Annotated in this window: 19 protein-coding genes; 7 read left to right on the top strand and 12 right to left on the bottom strand. The window is 63.7% G+C overall.

Features of this window, described 5'->3' with window-relative positions:
* Positions 1 to 39: 39 nt before the first annotated feature.
* Entirely contained in the window at positions 40 to 825 is a 786-nt protein-coding gene (locus FJ943_RS24310; RefSeq protein WP_140614593.1) for an SDR family oxidoreductase, read from the bottom strand.
* Between the two features lie 98 nt (positions 826 to 923).
* Here FJ943_RS24310 and uxuA point away from each other — a divergent pair, with 98 nt between their 5' ends.
* Entirely contained in the window at positions 924 to 2,108 is a 1,185-nt protein-coding gene (gene uxuA / locus FJ943_RS24305) for a mannonate dehydratase (RefSeq protein WP_140725651.1), read from the top strand.
* 318 nt (positions 2,109 to 2,426) lie between these two features.
* Positions 2,427 to 3,773, top strand: coding sequence for an FAD-binding oxidoreductase (locus FJ943_RS24300; protein WP_140725909.1), 1,347 nt, complete (start codon positions 2,427 to 2,429; stop codon positions 3,771 to 3,773).
* 160 nt (positions 3,774 to 3,933) lie between these two features.
* On the opposite strand, the gene FJ943_RS24295 is transcribed toward FJ943_RS24300, so the two are convergent.
* From FJ943_RS24295 to FJ943_RS24280, 4 genes are read right to left on the bottom strand one after another with little or no spacing between them, the layout of a single operon-like run.
* Positions 3,934 to 4,731, bottom strand: a complete 798-nt coding sequence (locus FJ943_RS24295) for an N-formylglutamate amidohydrolase (protein ID WP_140725649.1) — start codon at positions 4,729 to 4,731, stop codon at positions 3,934 to 3,936.
* Positions 4,731 to 6,053: a glutamine synthetase gene (locus tag FJ943_RS24290; protein ID WP_140725646.1), complete on the bottom strand. Its 1,323-nt coding sequence runs from the start codon at positions 6,051 to 6,053 to the stop codon at positions 4,731 to 4,733. The genes FJ943_RS24295 and FJ943_RS24290 overlap by 1 nt, the downstream gene beginning before the upstream one ends.
* Entirely contained in the window at positions 6,050 to 6,697 is a 648-nt protein-coding gene (locus FJ943_RS24285; RefSeq protein ID WP_015316481.1) for an isochorismatase family cysteine hydrolase, read from the bottom strand. The genes FJ943_RS24290 and FJ943_RS24285 overlap by 4 nt, the downstream gene beginning before the upstream one ends.
* Positions 6,694 to 7,632 carry a MurR/RpiR family transcriptional regulator gene (locus FJ943_RS24280; RefSeq protein ID WP_140715566.1) on the bottom strand — a complete coding sequence of 313 codons (939 nt, stop codon included), beginning with the start codon at positions 7,630 to 7,632 and terminating at the stop codon, positions 6,694 to 6,696. The genes FJ943_RS24285 and FJ943_RS24280 overlap by 4 nt, the downstream gene beginning before the upstream one ends.
* 157 nt (positions 7,633 to 7,789) lie before the next feature.
* On the opposite strand from FJ943_RS24280, the gene FJ943_RS24275 reads away from it, so the two are divergent.
* The 4 genes from FJ943_RS24275 (at position 7,790) to FJ943_RS24260 (ending at position 11,729) form a co-directional block, all read left to right on the top strand.
* The gene (locus FJ943_RS24275; RefSeq protein WP_140725644.1) at positions 7,790 to 8,830 is read left to right on the top strand and encodes an ornithine cyclodeaminase; all 1,041 of its coding nucleotides are present in this window, start codon (positions 7,790 to 7,792) and stop codon (positions 8,828 to 8,830) included.
* Positions 8,831 to 9,083: 253 nt separating this feature from the next.
* Positions 9,084 to 10,103, top strand: coding sequence for an isopenicillin N synthase family oxygenase (locus tag FJ943_RS24270; RefSeq protein ID WP_140725641.1), 1,020 nt, complete (start codon positions 9,084 to 9,086; stop codon positions 10,101 to 10,103).
* Positions 10,104 to 10,387: 284 nt separating this feature from the next.
* Positions 10,388 to 11,077, top strand: a complete 690-nt coding sequence (locus tag FJ943_RS24265) for an SDR family NAD(P)-dependent oxidoreductase (protein WP_140614586.1) — start codon at positions 10,388 to 10,390, stop codon at positions 11,075 to 11,077.
* Between the two features lie 400 nt (positions 11,078 to 11,477).
* Entirely contained in the window at positions 11,478 to 11,729 is a 252-nt protein-coding gene (locus tag FJ943_RS24260; protein ID WP_015316487.1) for a DUF768 domain-containing protein, read from the top strand.
* Positions 11,730 to 11,793: 64 nt separating this feature from the next.
* Here FJ943_RS24260 and FJ943_RS24255 read toward each other — a convergent pair whose 3' ends face one another.
* The 3 genes from FJ943_RS24255 to FJ943_RS24245 form a co-directional block, all read right to left on the bottom strand.
* Positions 11,794 to 12,912 (bottom strand): P1 family peptidase, encoded by a 1,119-nt coding sequence (locus FJ943_RS24255; protein WP_140725638.1) that lies wholly within the window; start codon positions 12,910 to 12,912, stop codon positions 11,794 to 11,796.
* A 4-nt stretch (positions 12,913 to 12,916) separates the two neighbouring features.
* On the bottom strand, positions 12,917 to 14,548 hold the full coding sequence (gene xseA, locus FJ943_RS24250) for an exodeoxyribonuclease VII large subunit (RefSeq protein WP_140725635.1): 1,632 nt from the start codon (positions 14,546 to 14,548) through the stop codon (positions 12,917 to 12,919).
* Positions 14,549 to 14,620: 72 nt separating this feature from the next.
* Complete coding sequence (locus FJ943_RS24245; protein WP_140614583.1) at positions 14,621 to 15,577, bottom strand: LysR substrate-binding domain-containing protein; 957 nt, start codon at positions 15,575 to 15,577, stop codon at positions 14,621 to 14,623.
* A 234-nt stretch (positions 15,578 to 15,811) separates the two neighbouring features.
* Between FJ943_RS24245 and FJ943_RS24240 the strand changes: the two genes are divergently transcribed.
* Positions 15,812 to 16,102 carry a DUF1127 domain-containing protein gene (locus tag FJ943_RS24240; RefSeq protein ID WP_140725632.1) on the top strand — a complete coding sequence of 97 codons (291 nt, stop codon included), beginning with the start codon at positions 15,812 to 15,814 and terminating at the stop codon, positions 16,100 to 16,102.
* Between the two features lie 160 nt (positions 16,103 to 16,262).
* Here the strand turns inward: FJ943_RS24240 and FJ943_RS24235 are convergent, their stop codons facing one another.
* The 4 genes from FJ943_RS24235 to FJ943_RS24220 all read right to left on the bottom strand — a co-directional run bounded on the left by FJ943_RS24235 (position 16,263) and on the right by FJ943_RS24220 (position 20,316).
* Positions 16,263 to 17,294: a DUF937 domain-containing protein gene (locus tag FJ943_RS24235; protein WP_140715552.1), complete on the bottom strand. Its 1,032-nt coding sequence runs from the start codon at positions 17,292 to 17,294 to the stop codon at positions 16,263 to 16,265.
* A gap of 90 nt (positions 17,295 to 17,384) precedes the next feature.
* Positions 17,385 to 18,758, bottom strand: coding sequence for a glutamate--cysteine ligase (locus FJ943_RS24230; RefSeq protein ID WP_140725629.1), 1,374 nt, complete (start codon positions 18,756 to 18,758; stop codon positions 17,385 to 17,387).
* A gap of 144 nt (positions 18,759 to 18,902) precedes the next feature.
* Positions 18,903 to 19,637, bottom strand: coding sequence for a 16S rRNA (uracil(1498)-N(3))-methyltransferase (locus tag FJ943_RS24225; protein WP_015316494.1), 735 nt, complete (start codon positions 19,635 to 19,637; stop codon positions 18,903 to 18,905).
* Positions 19,638 to 19,668: 31 nt separating this feature from the next.
* Positions 19,669 to 20,316 carry a hypothetical protein gene (locus FJ943_RS24220; RefSeq protein ID WP_015316495.1) on the bottom strand — a complete coding sequence of 216 codons (648 nt, stop codon included), beginning with the start codon at positions 20,314 to 20,316 and terminating at the stop codon, positions 19,669 to 19,671.
* Between the last annotated feature and the right edge of the window lie 66 nt (positions 20,317 to 20,382).

The raw sequence follows: 20,382 nt of genomic DNA, 5'->3' as shown, positions 1-20,382 counted from the left end.
ACCACTCCCGATTGGGTCTCGAGATCGATCTTCACGGTCTTACTTCACGCCGATGCCGGCGGTGAGGCCGCCATCTATCTTGTAGTCGGCGCCTGTGCAGAAGCCGGCCTTCGACGAGCACAGGAAAGCGATGAGTTCCGCCACTTCCTCCGGTTCCCCGATGCGGCCGAGCGGATGGGCCGCGCCGAAGCGCCTGTAGGCCTCTTCCACGTCGGCATCGCTGCCGCCGTCGCCACGCGCGGCCTTTTCGAGGATCGGTGTGCGGATCGAGCCCGGGCTGACCGAATTGACCCTTATGCCGGACGCGGCATAGTCGAGTGCCAGCGAACGCGTCAGCGTATGAATGGCGCCCTTGGTCGTGGCATAGGCGGCAACGTTCTGCTGACAGGCGAAGCCCTGCACCGAAGCGACGTTGACGATGGCGCCGCCGCCACGCTTGATCATTTCCGGGATGCCGAAATGGGCGGTCAGATAGATCGAGCCGACATTGACCGTCATAGCGCGGTTCCACGTTTCCCAGTCGGTTGTCGTCGCCGTTCCGTAGGGATGCACCGCCGCCGAATTGACGATGACGTCTATGCCGCCGAATTTCGCCACGCCGGCCACGACCGCGTCGCGAACCTGCTCGGAAACGGAGACGTCAACCGTTTGCACCAGCGCATCGGCTCCGGACTTGGCGAGGCTTTCCTGCATGGCGGCGTTGGCCGCGCTGTCGATCCCGCAGGCGACGATCGCGGCGCCCCCAGCCGCCAGGCGTTTGGCGGCTGCCAGGCCGATACCGGTCGTTCCTGTCACCAATGCCACCTTGCCGTCAAAATCCTTCATTGCGGAAGCTCCTTCATTGCTATCGAAACCGGCTCTTAGTTTGACACTCATCGTGGTCAAACAATAGGTTGCCGGTCTCTCGCAGAAAGGAAGTGGCAATGGAACAGTGTTGGCGTTGGTACGGTCCCGATGATCCGGTGACGCTTGAACATGTCAAACAGGCTGGCGCCACCGGCGTGGTTTCAGCGCTTCACCATATCTATGATGGCAGGGCCTGGCCTGAGGCCGATGTGCTCGAACGCAAGCGCATCATCGAGGCGGCTGGGTTGACCTGGTCGGTCGTCGAGAGCATTCCGGTTCACAATTCCTTCAAGATCGGCGCGCCGGAGCGCGAGCGCTATGCCGGCTATTATCGCGACAGCATCCGCGCGCTCGCGAAGGCCGGAATCCAGACGATCTGCTATAATTTCATGCCTGTGGTCGACTGGACTCGCACCGACCTGGCCTACCGGCTGCCGACGACCGGTTATGCCTTGCGCTTCGACGCCATCGACTTCGCTGCCTATGATCTCTTTGTCCTGCAGCGCAAGAACGGCGCGGCAAGCTATACGCCGTCACGTATTGCCCAGGCCGAGGAGCGCCTGAAGGCGCTGACACCGGAGCAGATCGGCCAGATCGAGCGCAATCTGATCGCCGGCCTGCCGGCTACGGAGCGTAGCTATAACAGGGACAGTTTCCGCGAGGCGCTGGCGGAATACGACGCGATTGGGCCTAAGGAACTGCGCGACAATCTTGCCTGGTTCCTGCGCGAGATCATCCCGGCGGCCGAAGAGGCGGGTGTGCGTATGTGCATCCACCCCGACGATCCGCCCTTCTCGCTTTATGGCCTGCCGCGCGTCGTTTCGACGGCCGAGGATGCGCGTTTCATCCTCGAGACGGTCGACAGCCCGGCCAATGGTTTGACGTTCTGCACCGGCTCCTACGGTACGCGCGCCGACAACGACATTGTCGCCATGGTCAAGGAATTCGCCGACCGCATCCATTTTGTCCATCTGCGCAACATCACCATCGAGGAGGACGGTTCGTTCTACGAGGCCGAGCATCTCGAGGGCGGCACGGACATGGCGCATGTCATCCTCGCTTTGATGCAGGAAGAGAAGCGCCGTCGCGCAGAAGGCCGAGCCGACTGGCAAATTCCGATGCGGCCCGATCATGGCCATCTGCTTGCCGACGACATCGGCAAGAAGAAGATCAACCCTGGCTATTCGCTCATCGGCCGGCTGAAAGGCCTCGCGGAACTGCGCGGCATCATGCGTGCGGTGGAGCGGTTCGGGCTGGCCTGAAGCCATCGGGCGGCAAGCCATCGTTTGCGATCTTTCGCCGGAATGTCGCGACAGGTCTGAGCGAGCGCTTCGCTTCGTCCGGCATTCGCGTGCCCTAGCCACCCGATTATCGATGAAGCCAGGGCTGCCCTGCGACGAGAAGCGGCCTCGACGGGTGGTCAACAATTTCATCGAGCTGGCACGCAAATTTTCGAGGCCGGTCGTGTAGTGCTCGTCGTCGCACTTCATGCTTGGCCAGTGTCCGATGAAAGCGGGCGACTTTCGCGCCACTGGGACCAGCCATCGGCGTGGGGCACGCTTATGAAAAAGGACAGTCCTTTGACGATCTTCCCTTTTACCGAAGCCAGTCCGATCCAGTTCCAGGCGCCGCTGCCGAAGACGTCGGATGTGGTCATTGTCGGCGGCGGCATTATCGGCGTGACCGCGGCTTTGTTCCTGGCCCGGCACAACATACCGGTGACCTTGCTGGAGAAGGGACGCATCGCCGCGGAGCAGTCCTCGCGCAATTGGGGCTGGATTCGCCAGCAGGGCCGCGACGCGGACGAATTGCCCATCGTCATCGAAGCGCAGCGTCTCTGGCGCCAACTGGCCGAGGAGTGCGGCGAGGACATAGGCTTGACGCAGACGGGCGTGACCTATCTTGCGCGGACCGACAAGGAGATGGCCGGTTTCGCCAAGTTCCTGAAGATCGCCGAGGCCCATGGCGTCGACACGCGCCTCCTCGACCAGGGCGAGACCGCCAAGCTGATCCCGGCCATGTCACGCCCCTTCAAGGGCGCCATGACCACGCCGTCGGACATGCGTGCCGAGCCCTGGGTCGCCGTGCCGGCGCTTGCCCGCCTGGCCGCTCGCCAGGGTGTCACAATCATCGAGAACTGTGCGGCACGCATGCTCGACATCTCAGCAGGGCGCATCAGCGGTGTCTGGACCGAACGAGGCCGCATCGCCACTTCGAACGTGCTTGTCGCCAGCGGCGCCTGGACGTCGCTGTTCCTGCGCGCGCATGGCGTCTCGATCCCGCAGCTCAGTGTCCGCACGACCGTCGCTGCGACCGCGCCTATGCCGGAAATCCATGCCGGCGCTGCCGCGGACGAACGCATCGCCTTCCGGCGTAGAAAGGACGGCGGGTACACGCTCGCGGCGGGAGGCAGCCACCTGCTCTATGTCGGGCCGGATGCATTGCGTCACGCACCGAAATACCTGCCTGCCCTGAAGGCAAATCCTTTCGGCACGCGCTACCTGCCGGCGGCGCCGCGTGCATATCCGGACAGCTGGTCCACCCCGCGCAAATGGGATGCCGACAAGGAAAGCCCGTTCGAACGCATGCGCGTTCTCAATCCTGCCCCGGAACCCAGGGCCCTTCGCGCCATCGATCATGGGTTCAAGGCGCTTTTTCCGCAATTCGAGGCGGTGCCGCTCAGGGCAAGCTGGGCCGGCATGATAGATGCGATGCCGGATGTCGTGCCTGTGGTCGATCGCGCCGCAACGGTCGATGGCCTCGTCATCGCCACCGGGATGAGCGGCCATGGCTTCGGCATAGGGCCTGGCATGGGCCGCGTCCTATCCGACTTGATCCAGGGCAACGAGACTGGACACAACCTTCACAGGTTCCGTCAATCCCGGTTCAGCGACGGCAGCCCTATCCAGATGGGACCATCGCTTTAGGCGAGATTGCCCTGACGCCGGTTGGGGCGGCAGGTCAGGTCGGGCGACCTGATTGTGAGCTTTCGGGAGGTTGTCCATTCGGGCCGGACCGTTCCCGTCATGCGAGCGCCGCGCTGATGGCGAGAAGCGCGGCTTGTCGACCTGCGCGATGGTCGCGGCGTCACGTCCGCACCGGCTGAGATGCCTCCGTCTCGTGCGCCGGCAGCGCCGCCGCCAGCCGGTCCGCCCATTCCTTGATGCCCGACCGTGTCGACAACAAGTCCTGCCTGATCTCGACAAGGACGGCGGGGATGCCGCGATCATCGCCATGGATGGGTACGGCGTAGTCGGCATCGCGGCTGATCACATAGGGTACGTTGGCCGCGACGTTGAGTGCGGCGTCGGTGCGCAGGCCCGAAAGGATCGCCGCTGCGAGATCGGCTGCATGACCATGCAGCACACCCGCATGCCAAGGCCTGGCGACACCCAGGAACACCGGTGTGAAGGAATGGATCGTCACGATCCGCGTCGGCCGGCCCTCGGCCACACGGCGATCGAGGTGCGCGGCCACCCGCTCATGGAACGGCGAAAACATGATTTCCGCGCGCCGGTCTCGTTCCGCTCCGTCGACGCCGGCATTGCCGGGAATGTCAGTGTCTTCCGACAGCACCGGAATGCTGCCCAGGCTGCCCAGTGGCCGGTTGAGATCGATCAGCAGTCGGGAATAGCCGCTGAGAAAGGCCGCTGCATCAAGCCGTGCCGATAACAGGCGCGTCACCTCCGCGGCGCCGATGTCCCAAGCGATGTGGCGCTGCAGATGGCTGGCATCGAGCCCGAGCCGGCGGTACTCCGCCGGCATATGGTTGGACGCATGCTCGCACAGCAGCACGATCTCGCAACGGCCATGCTCGTTGAGCACCTCGACGGCTTCGGGCCAATCTTCTTGGGGGCGCGAGCTTTTTTCGGCCTGCGCAGTCATCAATAAAGCGTCCGGTAGAGATCGCAGATGGCAGCCGGATCAAGGCCTGCCAGGCGCTCGGCTTCATGCAGCTTCAACCCGACGAAGGTCTCGATGAAGATCGGGGCGAACCATCCCGTAACGGTCTTGTCGGCCAGGAGCGCATCCAGTGCCGTCGGCAAGGTCTCGGGAAGCCGCACCAGACCGAGTTCCGCCCGTTCCGTCTCGCTCATCAGCGTCGGGTCGCCAGTGACCAGCGGCGGTGATGGCAAGTCCGCCTTCAGCCCCTCCAGCCCGGCGCGGATGATCGCCGCCAGCGACAGATAGGGATTGCCGGTTGCGTCGGCCGCCCGATACTCGACATTATACTGCCGTGCCGGATCGCGTCCGCCGATCGTCACCGTCGGACAAATGCGGAGCGACGCCTCGCGGTCGCGGTCGGCGAGCCAGGTGTAGGACGAACTCCAACTGTGCGGCTTAAGGCGATAGAAGGACGACACGCTCGACGCCGTCATGGCGGTCATCGCGGGCAGATGGCGCAGCACGCCGGCGCAGAAGGCGCCAGCCTTGGCGGACAGGCCGCCGGGACGCGCCGGATCGTAAGTTGCGGGCTTGCCGGCTTCGTCGACGAAGCTGAAATGGATGTGCACGCCGTTGCCGACGGCATCCGGGGCGACCTTGGGCGCGAAGCTCGCGCGCCAGCCGGCATTGCGTGCCACTTCGCGCGTGATTTCGCGGATGGCGACGGCGCGATCTGCTGCCGTGAGCGCATCGGCCGGCTCGTGCGTCACTTCGAATTGCTCACTGCCGAATTCGGCGATGACCACTTCGGGGCCGACACCTGCCTCTTCGAGTGCCGCCATCAGATTGGGGGCGAACGGGTCGGTGCGGCGCAGGGCGGCAAAGGACATCGAATGTGCCGGCGCGAAGCTGCCGCCGGCAACGTGGAATTCGTGCTCGAAGGCGGCGATGACGGAAAGGCCGGTGGCCGCCTTCAATTCCGCCAGCGCATCCCGGAGCATGGTCCGCGTGCAGCCAAGCCACGGGCTGCCATCGAGCTCGACGATGTCGCCGGCCACCATGTCGAAGGGCGTCGCCGATCCCGTCCGCTCGGTGCGGAAGCGCGCCTTGAGATCCGGGATCAGCCGAAGGTCACCGGACGAACCCCAGGGATTGGGATCGACTATCGAATTGAACGGCGTCATTGACAGATTGGCCTGCAGCCAGCCGATCCCTGTCGCGGCGGTCTTTTGCAATCTGCTTTCGACCACGAAGCGGCCCCGCGTAATGGCGGAGAGATCCGTGGTGACGACGGCGACGAGAGGCTCGACGGCAGATGTCATGCCTTTTTTCCCAGAGCGTTGAAGCGGTCGACGACGGTGTCGGTGTCCGTGACCCAGCAATAGCCGCCAAAGGCCTTCAGCGCGATGTCGTGGCGCTCCTGGGTAATGGTGGCGCAGGCATCCGATACGCAGGTGACGAGATAGCCGCGGTCGGCGCCGTCGCGCACTGTCATGTCGACGCACTGGTCGGTCAGCACGCCGACCACGACGAGATAGCGGATGCCAAGGTTTTTCAGCAGGTAGTCGACATTGGTCGAGTTGAAGATGCCCGACGAGGTTTTCGGCAGCATGATCTCGTCGCCGACCGGCCCCAGCGATGGCACTGGCAGGCCTTCGGGGAGGCTGGGCGCAACATGGATCGGTGTCAGCTTGTGGTCGAGCGAGCGGTCGCGGCCGTCTTCGGTCAGGCTCTGGATGATGGTGTGCAGCACTTCGACGCCATTGGCCCTCGCCGCCGCCAGCAGGCGCTCCTGGTTGGGGATCGTCTGCGAGCATGTCTGCCGGTAGAAATAATGATCGGGTCCGCGTTCTGGATGCGAAGGATCGGCACCCGGCTCCAACCAGATGCGTTGCATGTCGACCAGCAGCAGCGCTGTCTCGCCGGTACGAAAAGCTTCGTCTCGCTTGGGTAGGGCTTGGGTCATGCCTTCTCGTCCTGCTTTGCTGCTTTGGGTCCAGGTATCTTGCGCGGTCCTGATGTCTTGCGCATGCCGCTCCCTTCCGCATCGCTGTCGAGCGTCACCGCATTGGCGTGCCGCACTTTCTCGATCCTCTCGATGCGAGCCCGAGCGTCGTCGCCCAGCGTCGAAACGATCTGGGCCGTCAGCGCCTCCATCTGTGCGATCGCCGGCGCCAGCGTGTCATAGGGCGAGGCGACTTCGAGCGGGCTGACGATCGTGACTTCGGCAAGGTCCGATATCGGCGACAGCCATTGGTCGGTGAACAGAAGAATGCGTACATCGAGCGCGGCGGCTTGGCGCGCATAGGCCATCACGTCGAACTGGTAGCGGCGATAGTCGAAGACGACGAGCACGTCGCGACGACCGAGGTCGGCCAGCGTGTCGAACGACTGCGGAGAGAGCACGCCGAGATCGCGGACCCCGGTGCGGAACTGCACGAGATATCCAGCCAGCATCCCGGCGATGTGGCGGCTGAACCGGCCGCCGACCAGCAAGATTTCGCCCTTGGCCTCCATCAAAAGGCGGGCGGCACGCTCGTAGGTCTGGACCGGTGTCGCCGCGGTGGCTTTCTGCAGGGCCGTGGTAACGGAATCGAGATAGGCAAGCACCGCGCTGTCGCTGGAACCGCTTTGCCGCTTGGTCTCCATCATCAACAGCGGCGAATGCAGCCTGGCCTCGACCTCGGCGAGCAGCTTTGCCTGAAAGTCCGGGAACCCTTCATAGCCGAGCTTGACGACCAGCCGGACAACGGTGGGATCGCTGACGCCGGCGCGTCGCGCAAGCGACGATGCGGTACCGAGGCCCGAGGTCGGATAGTCCGTCAGCAGCAGCCTGACGATCTTCTCTTCCGACGGCGTCAGCGCCAGATCCCCGCGCATCAGAACATCGCGTATCGCCATAGGCCTCCCCTGAAATATATGCTGTGTCGAGTTTATTTCAGATATTTTAATTATGGTCAATAATGAAGAGATATTGACATACTTCCGAGACTGGCGACAATGATGAACGCACACAACCCGCATCGCCAGAACTGACTGGTGTACCGGCAAGGAACAAATGATACCCAATCTCAACATCGTGCCGTTCGTCAGCGTCGACAATATGATGAAGCTCGTGCTCAGGATCGGCGTCGAGCGGTTCCTGGTTGAGCTCGCCGGCTATATCGAGGACGACTTCCGCCGCTGGGAGCTGTTCGACAAGACCCCCCGCGTCGCTTCGCACAGCGCCGAGGGCGTTATCGAGCTGATGCCGACCAGCGACGGCGAGGTCTATGGTTTCAAATACGTCAACGGTCATCCCAAGAACATGCGCGAGGGCCGCCAGACCGTGACTGCCTTCGGCATGCTGGCCGACGTCCACAACGGCTATCCCGTGTTGCTGTCCGAGATGACCATTCTGACCGCACTGCGCACGGCGGCCATGTCAGCCCTTGCCGCGAAGCACTTGGCGCCGGCCGAGTCCCGCTGCATGGCGCTGATAGGCAACGGCGCCCAGGCTGAGTTCCAGGCGCTGGCCTTCAAGGCACTGCTCGGCGTCGACAGGCTGCGGCTTTACGACATCGACCGTTCGGCAACACAGAAATGCATTCGCAATCTCGCCGGCCTCGGCTTCGACATGACGGCCTGCACGAGCGCGCAGGAAGCGGTCGAGGGTGCGGACATCATCACCACCGTCACCGCCGACGAGCAGTATGCCACCATACTGACCGACAACATGATCGGCTCGGGCGTGCATATCAACGCGGTTGGCGGCGACTGCCCCGGCAAGACCGAACTGCACCGCGACATCCTGCTGCGCTCCGACATTTTCGTCGAATACCCGCCGCAGACCCGCATCGAAGGCGAGATCCAGCAGCTCGCGCCGGGTCATCGGGTGACCGAGCTGTGGCAGGTGGTCACCGGCGCCGTTGAGGGCCGGCGCGACGCCGGCCAGATCACGCTGTTCGATTCGGTGGGCTTCGCCATCGAGGACTTTTCGGCATTGCGCTATGTCAGGGATCAACTGAGATCGACCGGCCTCTACCAGGAGCTCGACATGCTCGCCGACCCCGACGAGCCACGCGACCTGTTCGGCATGCTGCTCAGGGCAGCCCAATAGCGTGGAGGTCGCGCGCCTGCTGGCGGTCCGTATCGCCCGGAATGATCGCGGTCATTGTCAGCTTGCCGGCGCGCGCGCAAAAATTGTTCATCGCGGCGGCCTCGAAGGGCCGATCGTTTCTTTCTTGGCAATCTGGAGTCAATGAGACTTGCAGGCATTGCCGGCGGGTGTGACCGCCGAAAAGTGCACGCCTGTCCAACAGTCCTGGTTTGCGGACGATAACATCCGCACAAAGCCGGGAAAGGAGCCTGATATGCCCAGAATAGTACCCGTGCTCGACTTGAGCCGCTTTGAACAAGGCGCGTCGGAACGCCGGACATTTCTGGCGGATCTGCGTTCCGCGTCGCGCGACATCGGCTTTTTCTACCTGGCCGGACATGGCATTTCGTGGGCGGAAATCAGTGAAGTGCTCACCGCGTCGCGCCGCTTCTTTGCCTTGGCCGAGGCCGACAAGCTCGCGATCGAAATGGTCAAATCCTCGCAGTTCCGTGGCTATACCCGCGCCGGCGGCGAGCTGACCAAGGGCAAGGCCGATTGGCGCGAACAGCTCGACATCGGCGTCGAGCGTCAGCCCATAGCGCAAGGGCCAGGAATTCCCGCCTGGACGCGGCTGCAGGGGCCGAACCAGTGGCCCGCTGCGTTGCCGGAACTCAAACCCGCCCTGCTGGCATGGCAGGCCAAGGCAACAGCAGTGGCCATCAGGCTGTTGAAAGCCTTCGCGCTGTCGCTCGATCAACCCGAGGACGCTTTCGACCCGATCTACCGCGAGCAGCCAAACCACCGCATGAAAATCGTGCGCTATCCCGGCCGAGAGGCGACCGGCGATGACCAGGGTGTCGGCGCGCACAAGGATGGCGGTTTCCTGACGCTGTTGCTTCAGGATGACAATAAGGGGCTGCAGGTCGACTATGACGGAAGCTGGGTGGATGTGGACCCCATTCCCGGTACGCTCGTCGTCAACATCGGCGAATTGCTCGAACTGGCCTCAAACGGCTATTTGCGGGCGACCGTGCATCGTGTCGTGACGCCGGCGGCCGGGATTGAACGCATTTCGGTGCCGTTCTTCTTCAGCGCCAGGCTCGATGCGACGATACCGCTGCTTAGCCTTTCCGAGGATCTGGCGGCGCAGGCGCGCGGGCCGGCCAGCGATCCGGACAATCCGCTGTTTCGCGATGTCGGAACCAATGTGCTGAAAAGCCGGCTGCGCTCGCATCCCGACGTCGCTCGGCGCCACTATGTGGATCTGCTCGAGCCGGAAAGCCGGGCCGGCTGAGTCTTGGACGAGAAAGAACGGGATTTTTGCCATCCCGACCGATTCTTAGAAAATCATTCGTCGTATTCGTCGGGGAATCGGCTCAAAAAGGAAAAACCGTTCGGTGTTTTCCTCCCATTTCACCGAGCGGTGTTCCCCTCTGAAGGTTATGACCTTCTTTTTTGGCCGGGCCGTTTGGCGCCCGGCCATTTTTCTTTTCGCCTTGCGTGTTGCCGGTGCGGAGCCGATCCGGCAGAGTTCAACATCCGCCGGCGGTTGCAATCACTGGAAGAGGAGAGGATCTCATGACATCCAACGTCGCCGTGATTGCCGGGGCGGGCTCCGGATTGAGCGCCTCGCTCGCGCGTCTTCTCGCCAGGGAAGGGTTCCATGTCGTCCTGGCCGCCCGAAACATCGAGAAGCTCGATGCCTTGCAAGCGCAAACCGGCGCGCAAGCCGTGGCGACGGATGTCTCGGATCCAGCATCGGTCGAGCATCTGTTCGATATCGCGGACAAGGCTGGACCGCTTTCCCTCGTGATTTTCAACGCCGGCGGCCGCGCTCGCGGTCCAATAGCCGAACTCGATCCCGAGGCTGTCCGACAGGCTTTGCTGGTCGGGGCCTATGGCGGGTTCCTGGTAGCTCAACAGGCGGCCCGCCGGCTGATCGCTCAAGGGGCGGGGTCGATCCTCTTCACCGGAGCGACAGCAAGTGTGAAGGGGTTCGCCGGCTCCGCCGGCTTTGCGATGCCCAAATTCGGATTGCGCGGGCTGGCGCAATCCATGGCCCGCGAACTGGCGCCCAAGAACATCCACGTTGCGCATTTCATCATCGACGGCGCCATTGCTTCGGCCGCTTCCGGACAGGAGCCCGGGCCGCAGGATCGCCGGCTGTCTCCGGATGCGATCGCAGAGGCCTATCTCGCCATCCACCGCCAGCACCGCAGCGCCTGGACCTGGGAAATGGAACTCAGGCCGTGGGTTGAAAATTTCTGACTGGATCAGCGATCCATGCGACTTTTGCATGGCTCGTCTGCACGGGCCTTGAGGAGAGTCGACATCGGATGTGGATGTCACTATATAGCGGCGGCTTCGCGGGCTCACGCCTTGAAGCGCAACGTCATAGGCGGCTGTAGCGACACCCAGTGAGATTAAGAAACGGACTGGAAGCCGTAAAAGGTAGAAGCAATTGCTCGGAGCGGGAAGACCCCGCCAACGGTACAGTCCTTCAGAATCAGAAAATGTTCTTCACCCCTCGATTTCCTTCGGCTCTGTGGACCCTGGACGGCTTCGGCTTGCCGGCTGGCCGCGACTCGGCTCGAATGGGAACATGCATCCTTCGCGGGATGCCGACGCATATGATTACCAACCGGCTTTGCCGCCAGGGAACAGCAGTATGAGTGAACACGCGATCGAGTTCTTGCGGGGATGGATCGGCGAAAAGGTCCATTGCCAGTCCCACGCCAGGATCGAGAAGCAGGCCGAGACGTTGGCCCGCGAATGCGCCGCCAAGGCGGCCGAGGTCGGCATACCGCTGGAGGACATCCAGGAGGAAGTCGGCGACATCCAGGAATTGATCGCTTCCCGGCTCGAGGAAGCGGCCGAGGCCGACGAAAACCAGCAGGCCTCAAGCAAAGCCGCGGAATAACTGCGGGTCAAACCTGTTCGAAACGCGCGGGCTTCGGCCCGCGTTTTCGTCTCAGCCATTCCTCTCAGCCAAACTTTTCTTCCAGCCAGGCCTTTGGCAGCGCCGGCACGAAATTGCCGTCGCGCCCGGTCATGTCGTCATTGGCGATAAGAGCGTTGAGGATGGATTCCTCCACCGTCTGAATCACCGCATCGAAGAACGGGTCGATGTCTGTATCGGGGATGAAATCGGCGCTGGCGATGCGGCCGGACAGCCCCAGCGCCGCGGCGGGATTGGCCGTCGAGAAGGCGAGGAAGATATCGCCCGAACTGTGATAGCCGAAGCCGCCCGTCAAGGCGACGCCGAGCGGCACACGGCGCGCCAATCGCTTCATCTGATGCGGCAGGAAAGGCGCGTCGGTCGCGATGACGGCGATGATTGAGCCCTTTTCCGCGCGCGACGTGGCTTCGCGGATCGCCGGTTCGGTGAGTTCGGGCTCGGCGCGCAGGCCGCGAATGGTGAAATTATGCCGCTTGCCGAAATTCGACTGCACGAAGGCGCCGACCGTGTAGGCGCGTCCTTGCCATGCGACGATGCGCGAGGCCGTGCCGGACCCTGCCTTGAAGCCGAAGGTGATCATGCCGGTGCCGCCGCCGACGCTGCCTTCCTCGACCGGTCCGCCGGCGGCGCCGTCAAGGGCTTCGGCGACGTGCTCCGACGTTAGATGGTGGCCGTTGATGTCGTTGAGAAATCCGTCATAAGTCTCCGCCGCCACCGGCAGCCCCCAGGCGCTGTCGATCGCGGCCGGCAGCACCCGGTTCATCCAGCGCAGCGTGCCGTCACGCGAAACACCGCAGGAATGCGTGTTGGTGATGGTGATCGGGAAGTTGAAGGCGCCGGTTTCCTCGATGATGTGCGAGCCGGTCATCTCGCCATTGCCGTTCTGGCTGAAAATGCCGGCGAAGACCGGGGTGGCCAATTCGGCGCGCGGCCTCGGCAGGATTGCGGTCACGCCGGTGCGCACCGGCCCCTTGCCGACGATAAGCGGACCATCGCCCGATATCAGCGTCGCATAGCCTACAGCGACGCCGGGCACGTCGGTGATCGCGTTGAACGGCCCGGGCGTTCCGTCGAAGCCGATAGCGAAGCTTCGCGCGCGCGGCTTGCCGGACGGCGTTGCCAGATGGTGCGGATTGTCGATCATGCTCTTAGAACAAGGATCCCTGATTGCCGGGTTCCTTTGCCTTTGCCGCCGGTCTGGCCACGGGCTTTGGCCGCGCCGCGCCACTGGTTGCCACCGCATCCGCCGTGCCATCGGCGAACTCCAGCGACAGCGCCATCCCCGACGCCACCTCGGCGGCCTGCTTGATGACCGCGCCGTCGGCATCCTTCACCAGCGCGAAGCCGCGCGCCAGGACGGCCTTGTGCGAAAGCGTCGCCATCAGCCGGTCGGCCTGGACGATGCGGCCGCGCAACCGCTCCAGCCTGAGCAGCATCGCCTGGCCGCCGCGTCTCGTCAAAGCCGTCAGAAGATCCCTCTGCACACGTTGGCGCCGGGCTGTCGGCTCGATCGTGATGCGGCCCTGCAGCAAAGCCAATTGCTGCCTGTGCCGCTGCAGCGATGCCTTGGCGCATTTTGGCAACTGATCCGCGGCACGATTGAGTTCCGCGCGCCGGCTTCTGGCCAGAGTGCGCAGCGCCCCTTGCGCCCGCAAAAGGCTACGGTCGTTGGTGCGCCGCGCTTCGGCAATCCGCTGCGACAGCATTGCCGGCGTCAATTTTACAGCGAAGAATCGCGCCCGCTTGCGCTCGGTGGAAACCATCAGGCCACGACCGAGCCTAGATGTCGCCTCGTCCAGGCGCCGGCGCGGCAGCGCCAGCAATTGATCGGGCGAGGGCAGCGCACGCGCCGCCGCACGGGCTGCCTGCCGCTTGCGTTCGAAATTGCGCAAGACGGCGGCCTTGAGCCGCGCGCCGAGGCTGGCCAGCGTCGCTTCGAGGTCAGCCTTCACCGGCACGGCGATTTCGGCCGCGCCCGTCGGTGTCGGCGCCCGCACATCCGCGACAAGGTCGATCAGCGTCCAGTCGGTTTCGTGGCCGACAGCCGAAATCACCGGAATGTCCGAGGCAGCGACCGCGCGGGCGAGTGCCTCGTCGTTGAAGCCCCACAGATCTTCCAGGCTGCCGCCGCCGCGCGCCACGATCAGCAGATCGGGGCGCTGAATGGGGCTGTCCCATGCCAGCGCGTTGAAACCGGTGACGGCATTGGTCACTTCCGCACTCGCCGTGTCGCCTTGAACCCGCACGGGCCAGACCAGCACATGCAGTGGAAAGCGGTCCTTGATGCGATGGATGATGTCGCGGATGACCGAGCCGGTCGGCGAGGTGACCACGCCGATGACGCGTGGCATGAACGGCAGCCGGCGTTTGCGCACCGCATCGAAAAGGCCCTCCGCCTGCAGCCGGCGTTTGCGTTCCTCCAGCAGCGCCATCAGCGCCCCGGCGCCGGCCGGCTCGAGATTGTCGATGACGATCTGGTAATTGGACTTGCCGGGATAGGTGGTGAGCTTGCCGGTGGCGATCACCTCCATCCCTTCCTCGGGACGAAATTTCAGCCGGCTCATCGTGCCTTTCCAGACCACGGCGTCGAGCCGCGCACGGTCGTCCTTGAGCGCGAAATAAGCATGGCCGGAGGAATGCGGCCCACGATAACCTGAGATTTCGCCGCGCACCCGCACATTGCCGAAGACGTCCTCGACCGTGCGCTTCAGCGCGCCTGATATTTCGCTCACCGTGTATTCGGTGGCGTTGGTGCGTGATTCGGATGCTGCTTCGCTCATCGGTCGATTGGGGGCCGGTTGGACGCCGACGTCAAGGCGGCCGTGTCAGGCCCGATAGTCATGACCCGCTTTTTACCAGCCCGGCAGGATCTGGTTCGGCTTGCTTCGCTTCATCTTGGCAAAGGCGAGGGCCGCGAAATCGAACGTCCCCGTCTCCTCGCCGAGCGGCACGGAGATGTTGTCCAGGCTTTCCGAGATGTGGCGGGCAAGCGCATCGACGATCTCCGGCCGCGAGGTCTGGCCGCGCATGATGCCGATGCGGCAGTCGGGCAGGGCGCCGAAGCCGTCGGCCTCGCCCAGCACCCGCATGCCGGGCCTGAGCGCGCATTCCGGCAGCACCGAGATCGCCAGCCCCGACAGCACGGCGGCGGTGATCACGGTCGCCGAGAAACTGGTGAACAGGATGCGGTAGTCGCGGTTCTGCTGGTCCAACACGTCGACCGCGGCGCGCCTCCAGATGCAGTTCGGCCGGCCGAAGGCCATCGGCAGCGTCTCCTGTTCATGTGTCGCATGGTTGGCCGAGGAGACCCAGAGCAGCGGTTCACGCCGCACCACCTCCGACTGGCCGCGCACATCATTGTGCGTCACCAGCGCTAGGTCGAGATTGCCGCGCTTGATGTGCTCGACCAGCCCCGGCGTCGGTTCGCAGATGACGGTCAGTTCGACGCGCGGATTGGAGCGCGTGAACCGTGCCATGATCTCGGGCAGGAAACGGTCCGCATAATCGTCAGGCGTGCCGATGCGGATCGTGCCTTCGAGCCTCTGGTCATCGAAGGCTGCGAGCGTTTCGCGGTTGAGATAGAGCAATCGCCTTGCGTAGGAGAGCAGTTTGTCGCCTTCCTCCGTCAGCCTGTTCGAGCGCCCCTCCTTCTCGAACAGCGGCTTGCCGATCCGCTCCTCCAGCCGGCGCATCTGCATCGACACCGCCGACTGGGTGCGGTGCACTTCTTCCGCAGCGCGGGTGAAGCTGCCGGTATCGGCAATCGAGATGAAGGTCTGCAATTGATCGAGATCGAGCGGCGCTTTCATCGGTCCAATCCATCACTACTGTTGATATTAAAGATTAGAAACATTCGTTGGATTAATCAATCGGTCGATGGCAAATTGGCATTGTCCAAGTGAAAGCCATGCATGTCGCCCAAAAGTGGACACCGGTTTTGAGACGACGACATGCATTTCTAAAATTGTATTTGAGACCGGAACGGCCGCTGTCGCCAGCGCCGATCGTCGGGTTTCGTCCGTTCGAGTCTGAAGGAGACCGATATGACCACGATCGATTTCGCCACCGAGACCTCGCGCATCACCTCGCGTCCGGCTGTTGCGACGCGCGTGGCCAACATTGTCTCCAACACCTACCGCGCCTGGAAAAACCGCCGCGCCTTCTACCGCCTTGGCGAGATGTCGGATGCAGAACTCGCCGATATCGGCCTCACGCGCGCCGACCTGCATGTTGCAATCGACGTGTCGTTTGGCCGTGACCCGACGGCAATCCTGCGTGAGATCGCCAGCGATCGCGTGGAAACGATCGAGGAAATCGCCCGCAAGGTGGCCTGATTGGTTCAGCTTCGGTTGCGTTGAACCCTTTCACGGTTCAGCGCGACCAAGGTTCTGCAGGCTCCCCACTCCCTGCCGGTTCCCCGCCGGCCTGCCTGCACGCTGCCCGGTCCTCCCAAGGACCGGGCTTTTCCTTTAAGGTTTACCGAAGGCCGGGCGACTACCGCCGGTCCATGTCCCGCTTGAACTGGTCGAAGATCGTCTCCACGCCCTTCTGGTATTCGTCGCGCTGCTGGGCTCCGGTCTGGAACATCTTGCCGAAAATGTCGTCGAACGGGTTCCGTGGCCGTCCGCTCGGATTGGCTTGGGGCTGTGGTGCTTGGCGCTGCTGCGGTTGCGGCGCTTGAGGTTGCGGCGCCGGCTGCCCGCCGGGCATCCCGAGGCCGCCGCCTCCACCTTGCCGCAGCATCTCCTCGAAGATTTTCCCCAGCGGGTTGTCGCCGTAGGGGCTCTGTGTCTGCTGGGGCTGGGGCCGGCTTTGTGGTTGCTGCGGCGCGCCGCCACCGAACATGTCCTGCAGCACCTTGCCGAGCGGATTGTCGCCATAAGGATTGGGCGCCGGCTGCGGCTGGCTTTGCGGCTGCGGTGAGCCGCCGCCGAACATGTCCTGCAAGACCTTGCCGAGCGGGTTGTCCATGGGGTTCTGAGGCGGTGGCGCCTGGCGCTGTTGCGGCGCTGGCGCCTGCATGCCGCCTTGCCGCATCATCTGCTCGATGATCTCGCCCAGTGGATTGTTGCCGCCGCCGCCAAGACCAGCCGCTGCCTGCATCTGGTTTGTCGTCTGCTTGAACAGTCCGCCCATTACCATCGAGGCGATAGCAGGCAGCATCTGCTGCAAGATCTGCTGGCTGACGCCGCTCGCCTGCGCGGCCTGGCTGGCCACGGCGCGCGACAGGTCTTTCGAACCGAACAGATGTCCCAGAATGCCGTTGCCCTCGTCGACGCCTTGCGGCGAGAAGGCGCGCGTGGCGTCCTCGAAATACTTGGCGTGCTGGCCGCTTGCCATCGCCGTCATGAAGGCGCCGAGCCCATAGGGATCGGCGGTGTTGCGTTGCAACCCTTGTGAAAAGGCTGGCAGCAGTGCGGCGACCGCCGCCTGCGTCTGCTGCAGCGAAAGCCCGTATTGCTGGGCAAGCGCCTGCATGCCGTTGCCGTTCTGGGCCTGCGCCAGCATGTCGAACAAGGTAGGCATCGGCTTCTCCTCCGGGAAATCCTCGAAAGAGAGCCTAATTCGTTTCAGCGCCCGATTGAAGTTACTTTTGCCACCCGCCATGGCTCGCGGTTAATAGGCATACTCCATGAACACCGGCTCGATCGAGCCGCCCCAGCGCGTGTGGTAGGCCGACAGCATCTCCTCCGCACTGGTGGTGCCGCGCGCCACGACCTCGTCGAGCGTGTTGAGGAACGAGGTTTCGTCGTAGCCGTCACGGTTCTTCTTGCCGCGGTTCCTCAACCCCGTGCGCGAAATGGCCATGACGTCGCGGGCGACCTCGCGCAACGTCGTGTTGCGGAAGGGCGCGGCAATGCCGAGCTCCGGCACGGCGTTGCGCATGGCCAGGACTTCCTTGTAGGTCCAGCTCGACGTCAACGCCTCGGCCGCGTCGAGTGCCACCTCGTCGTAGAGCAGCCCGACCCAGAAGGCCGGCAGCGCGCAGATGCGCCGCCAGGGACCGCCATCGGCGCCGCGCATTTCAAGGAAACGCTTGAGCCGCACGTCCGGGAACAGCGTCGACAGATGGTTCGCCCAGTCGCCCATCGTCGGCAGCCCGTCCGGCACTTCATTGCGCGCGGCCCCGGCCATGAACTGGCGGAAGGTGATATGCGTCATGTCGTGATAACGGCCATCGCGAATGACGAAATACATCGGCACGTCGAGTGCCCATTCGACATAGTCGGCGAAACCGAAATCGGGCGAGAAGCAGAATTCGAGCAGGCCCGAGCGCTGGTTGTCGGTGTCGCGCCAGATGTCGCCGCGCCAGCTCTGCAGCCCGTTCGGCCGGCTGTCGGTGAAGGGCGAGTTGGCGAACAGTGCGGTCGACAGCGGCTGCAGCTTCAGCGACACCTGCATCTTGCGGCGCATGTCGGCCTCGCTCTCGAAGTCGAGGTTCACCTGGATCGTGCAGGTGCGGTACATCATGTCGAGGCCCTTGGTGCCGACCTTGGGCATGTAGCGCGTCATGATCTCATAGCGCGACTTCGGCATTTTCGGTGTCTCGGCCAACGACCATTTCGGGCTGCCGCCGAGGCCGAGGAAGCGGATGCCCATCGGCTCGGCGATCTCGCGCACCTGCGCCAGATGGGCGTTGCCCTCGCGGCAGGTCTGGTGGATCGTCTCCAGCGGCGCGCCGGAAAGCTCGAACTGGCCGCCGGGCTCGAGCGAAATTGCCCCCTGGCCCGTCGGTTCGACCAAGCCGATGATGCGGCCGTCATCCATGATCGGATCCCAGCCAAGCTTGTTCTGCATGCCTTCAAGGATGGCGCGGATGCCGCGCTCACCACCATAGGGCACCGGTGCGTTGCCATCGACATAGAACGGGAATTTCTCGTGCTCGGTGCCGATGCGCCATTTTTCGCGCGGCTTGTTGCCTTCGGCCAGGTGCTCGACAAGCTCGTCTATGCCTTCGATGGGCCGGAAATCGGTTGTGTCGCGCGCCATTCTCAAGCCCTCAAAGGCGGTTGGACCACCGCCGGCGCTAAATGGACGAAATGTCAGTAGCCGATCAAGCGAAAAATCCTGAGCCACAGGTCAAGAGGAATTGAAGGCCACGCCCAGCAAACACCTCTTGCAAGAGACAGAGCACTACCAGTCGCCGATTGTTGCCTGCATCACCGCAAGCGCTGCCACGGCCGCCGTGTCGGCACGCAGGATACGCGGCCCGAGCGGAATGGCGGTCACGAAGGGAAGCGCGCGCAGCATCTTGCGCTCCTCGTCGGAAAAGCCGCCCTCGGGCCCGACCAGCAGGGCGAGCTTCTTCTCCTTCACCGTCTGCAATGCTGGCAGTGGGTTGTTGGTCGAGGCGTCCTCGTCGCAGAAGATCAACCGGCGTTCCTTGTCCCAGCCGGTCAGCAGGCGCTCGAATTTTTCCGCGTCGCGCACTTCTGGCACCGCCAGGATGCCGCATTGTTCGGCAGCCTCGACGACATTGGCGCGCAGGCGATCGAGCGACGGCTTGGCCACCTGCGTGTGCTGGGTGATGACCGGCTGCAGGACGCCGGCGCCCATCTCGACCGCCTTCTGCACGAGATAATCCAGCCGGCCCTGCTTCAGCGGTGCGAAGCAATAGACCAGGTCAGGCAAAGGCGGCTGCGGCCTTTGCAGCGCCAGCACTTTCAGCCGCACCGAGCGCTTCGATTTCGCTGATATCGCGGCCGACCACTCGCCGTCGCGGCCATTGAAGACAAGGATCTCGGCGCCTTCGGCGAGCCGCAGCACATGCAGGAGATAATGGCTCTGCTGCTGGCCGGGTTCGACCTCGATGTCCAGTCCGAGGTCGTCGGGCACGAACAGACGTTGCATCTTGTAGTTGGCGCGCATGGCCGAGGAATGGGCGAGGCGGCCGCCGGCGTCAAGCCTTGGCGGAGGGATGCCACACAGGCTGAAAGCCGTGACGCAGGATGGCAACCGTCGTTTCCGGGGTCAGCAGCACCAGCGTCTCGTCCTCGAACCGACCCAGGCTGGTAGGCGGGCCGTATCCGGCAAAAGACCATGGCAACGCCTTGCCGTGGCACAAGGCGTAGGTGCTGCCGCCGGTTGCGATCATCGCGCCGTCGGGCAGGCGGGCAAGCGCGTCCATCGCGACGGCAGGCCGTTTGCCACCCGACGCCAACCGCTCCTTGTGCAGCCGTTTGTCCACCTGCGGCGCGCGCGGCTCGGCAATGACGAAGGCTTGGCCGAAGCGCCTGACAAAATCCCTGGCTCGTTCGCGCTGGCAAAAGAAGCAGGGACGATGCCCGGCGGCGAGCGCCGTCACCTCGTCGAGGAAGAACAGTTCGGTCCAGCCGGCCTTGCCATCGGCCCGGTTGCGGCCCATCGGCTCGCGCCGCACATTGCGGAATTGGCACACGCAGATGATCCAGGCCTGAAGCGCCCAGCGCTTTTTCAGGAGCGTCTTTGTCGCGGGGTCGTGGATGATGCCGCGATTGCCGGTGAACAGGCCGCGCTCCGGCACGGCATGAATGGCGCCGAACGGATCGACCCGGTTCTGCAGTGGCATGGTTTTCTCCTGGGATACGCATCTTGGCTGCGATACTGGCGGCATGATATCGCTGGTTTCCTCGTT

The organism is Mesorhizobium sp. B2-3-10, assembly GCF_006442275.1.
GTDB lineage: Bacteria > Pseudomonadota > Alphaproteobacteria > Rhizobiales > Rhizobiaceae > Mesorhizobium > Mesorhizobium australicum.
The sequence above is the reverse complement of the archived record's forward strand: the minus strand, read 5'-3'. Positions and strand labels throughout refer to the sequence as shown.

Excerpts from the sequence above, each read along its gene's own strand:
- FJ943_RS24295 (WP_140725649.1), bottom strand. The coding sequence starts at position 4,731 with ATGACTGCGCAGGCCGAAAAAAGCTCGCGCCCCCAAGAAGATTGGCCC.
- xseA (WP_140725635.1), bottom strand. The coding sequence starts at position 14,548 with ATGAGCGAAGCAGCATCCGAATCACGCACCAACGCCACCGAATACACG.
- FJ943_RS24310 (WP_140614593.1), bottom strand. The coding sequence starts at position 825 with ATGAAGGATTTTGACGGCAAGGTGGCATTGGTGACAGGAACGACCGGT.
- FJ943_RS24275 (WP_140725644.1), top strand. The coding sequence starts at position 7,790 with ATGATACCCAATCTCAACATCGTGCCGTTCGTCAGCGTCGACAATATG.
- FJ943_RS24255 (WP_140725638.1), bottom strand. The coding sequence starts at position 12,912 with ATGATCGACAATCCGCACCATCTGGCAACGCCGTCCGGCAAGCCGCGC.
- FJ943_RS24225 (WP_015316494.1), bottom strand. The coding sequence starts at position 19,637 with ATGCGCGCCAACTACAAGATGCAACGTCTGTTCGTGCCCGACGACCTC.
- FJ943_RS24260 (WP_015316487.1), top strand. The coding sequence starts at position 11,478 with ATGAGTGAACACGCGATCGAGTTCTTGCGGGGATGGATCGGCGAAAAG.
- FJ943_RS24290 (WP_140725646.1), bottom strand. The coding sequence starts at position 6,053 with ATGACATCTGCCGTCGAGCCTCTCGTCGCCGTCGTCACCACGGATCTC.
- uxuA (WP_140725651.1), top strand. The coding sequence starts at position 924 with ATGGAACAGTGTTGGCGTTGGTACGGTCCCGATGATCCGGTGACGCTT.
- FJ943_RS24265 (WP_140614586.1), top strand. The coding sequence starts at position 10,388 with ATGACATCCAACGTCGCCGTGATTGCCGGGGCGGGCTCCGGATTGAGC.
- FJ943_RS24245 (WP_140614583.1), bottom strand. The coding sequence starts at position 15,577 with ATGAAAGCGCCGCTCGATCTCGATCAATTGCAGACCTTCATCTCGATT.
- FJ943_RS24230 (WP_140725629.1), bottom strand. The coding sequence starts at position 18,758 with ATGGCGCGCGACACAACCGATTTCCGGCCCATCGAAGGCATAGACGAG.
- FJ943_RS24270 (WP_140725641.1), top strand. The coding sequence starts at position 9,084 with ATGCCCAGAATAGTACCCGTGCTCGACTTGAGCCGCTTTGAACAAGGC.
- FJ943_RS24280 (WP_140715566.1), bottom strand. The coding sequence starts at position 7,632 with ATGGCGATACGCGATGTTCTGATGCGCGGGGATCTGGCGCTGACGCCG.
- FJ943_RS24220 (WP_015316495.1), bottom strand. The coding sequence starts at position 20,316 with ATGCCACTGCAGAACCGGGTCGATCCGTTCGGCGCCATTCATGCCGTG.
- FJ943_RS24235 (WP_140715552.1), bottom strand. The coding sequence starts at position 17,294 with ATGCCTACCTTGTTCGACATGCTGGCGCAGGCCCAGAACGGCAACGGC.
- FJ943_RS24240 (WP_140725632.1), top strand. The coding sequence starts at position 15,812 with ATGACCACGATCGATTTCGCCACCGAGACCTCGCGCATCACCTCGCGT.
- FJ943_RS24285 (WP_015316481.1), bottom strand. The coding sequence starts at position 6,697 with ATGACCCAAGCCCTACCCAAGCGAGACGAAGCTTTTCGTACCGGCGAG.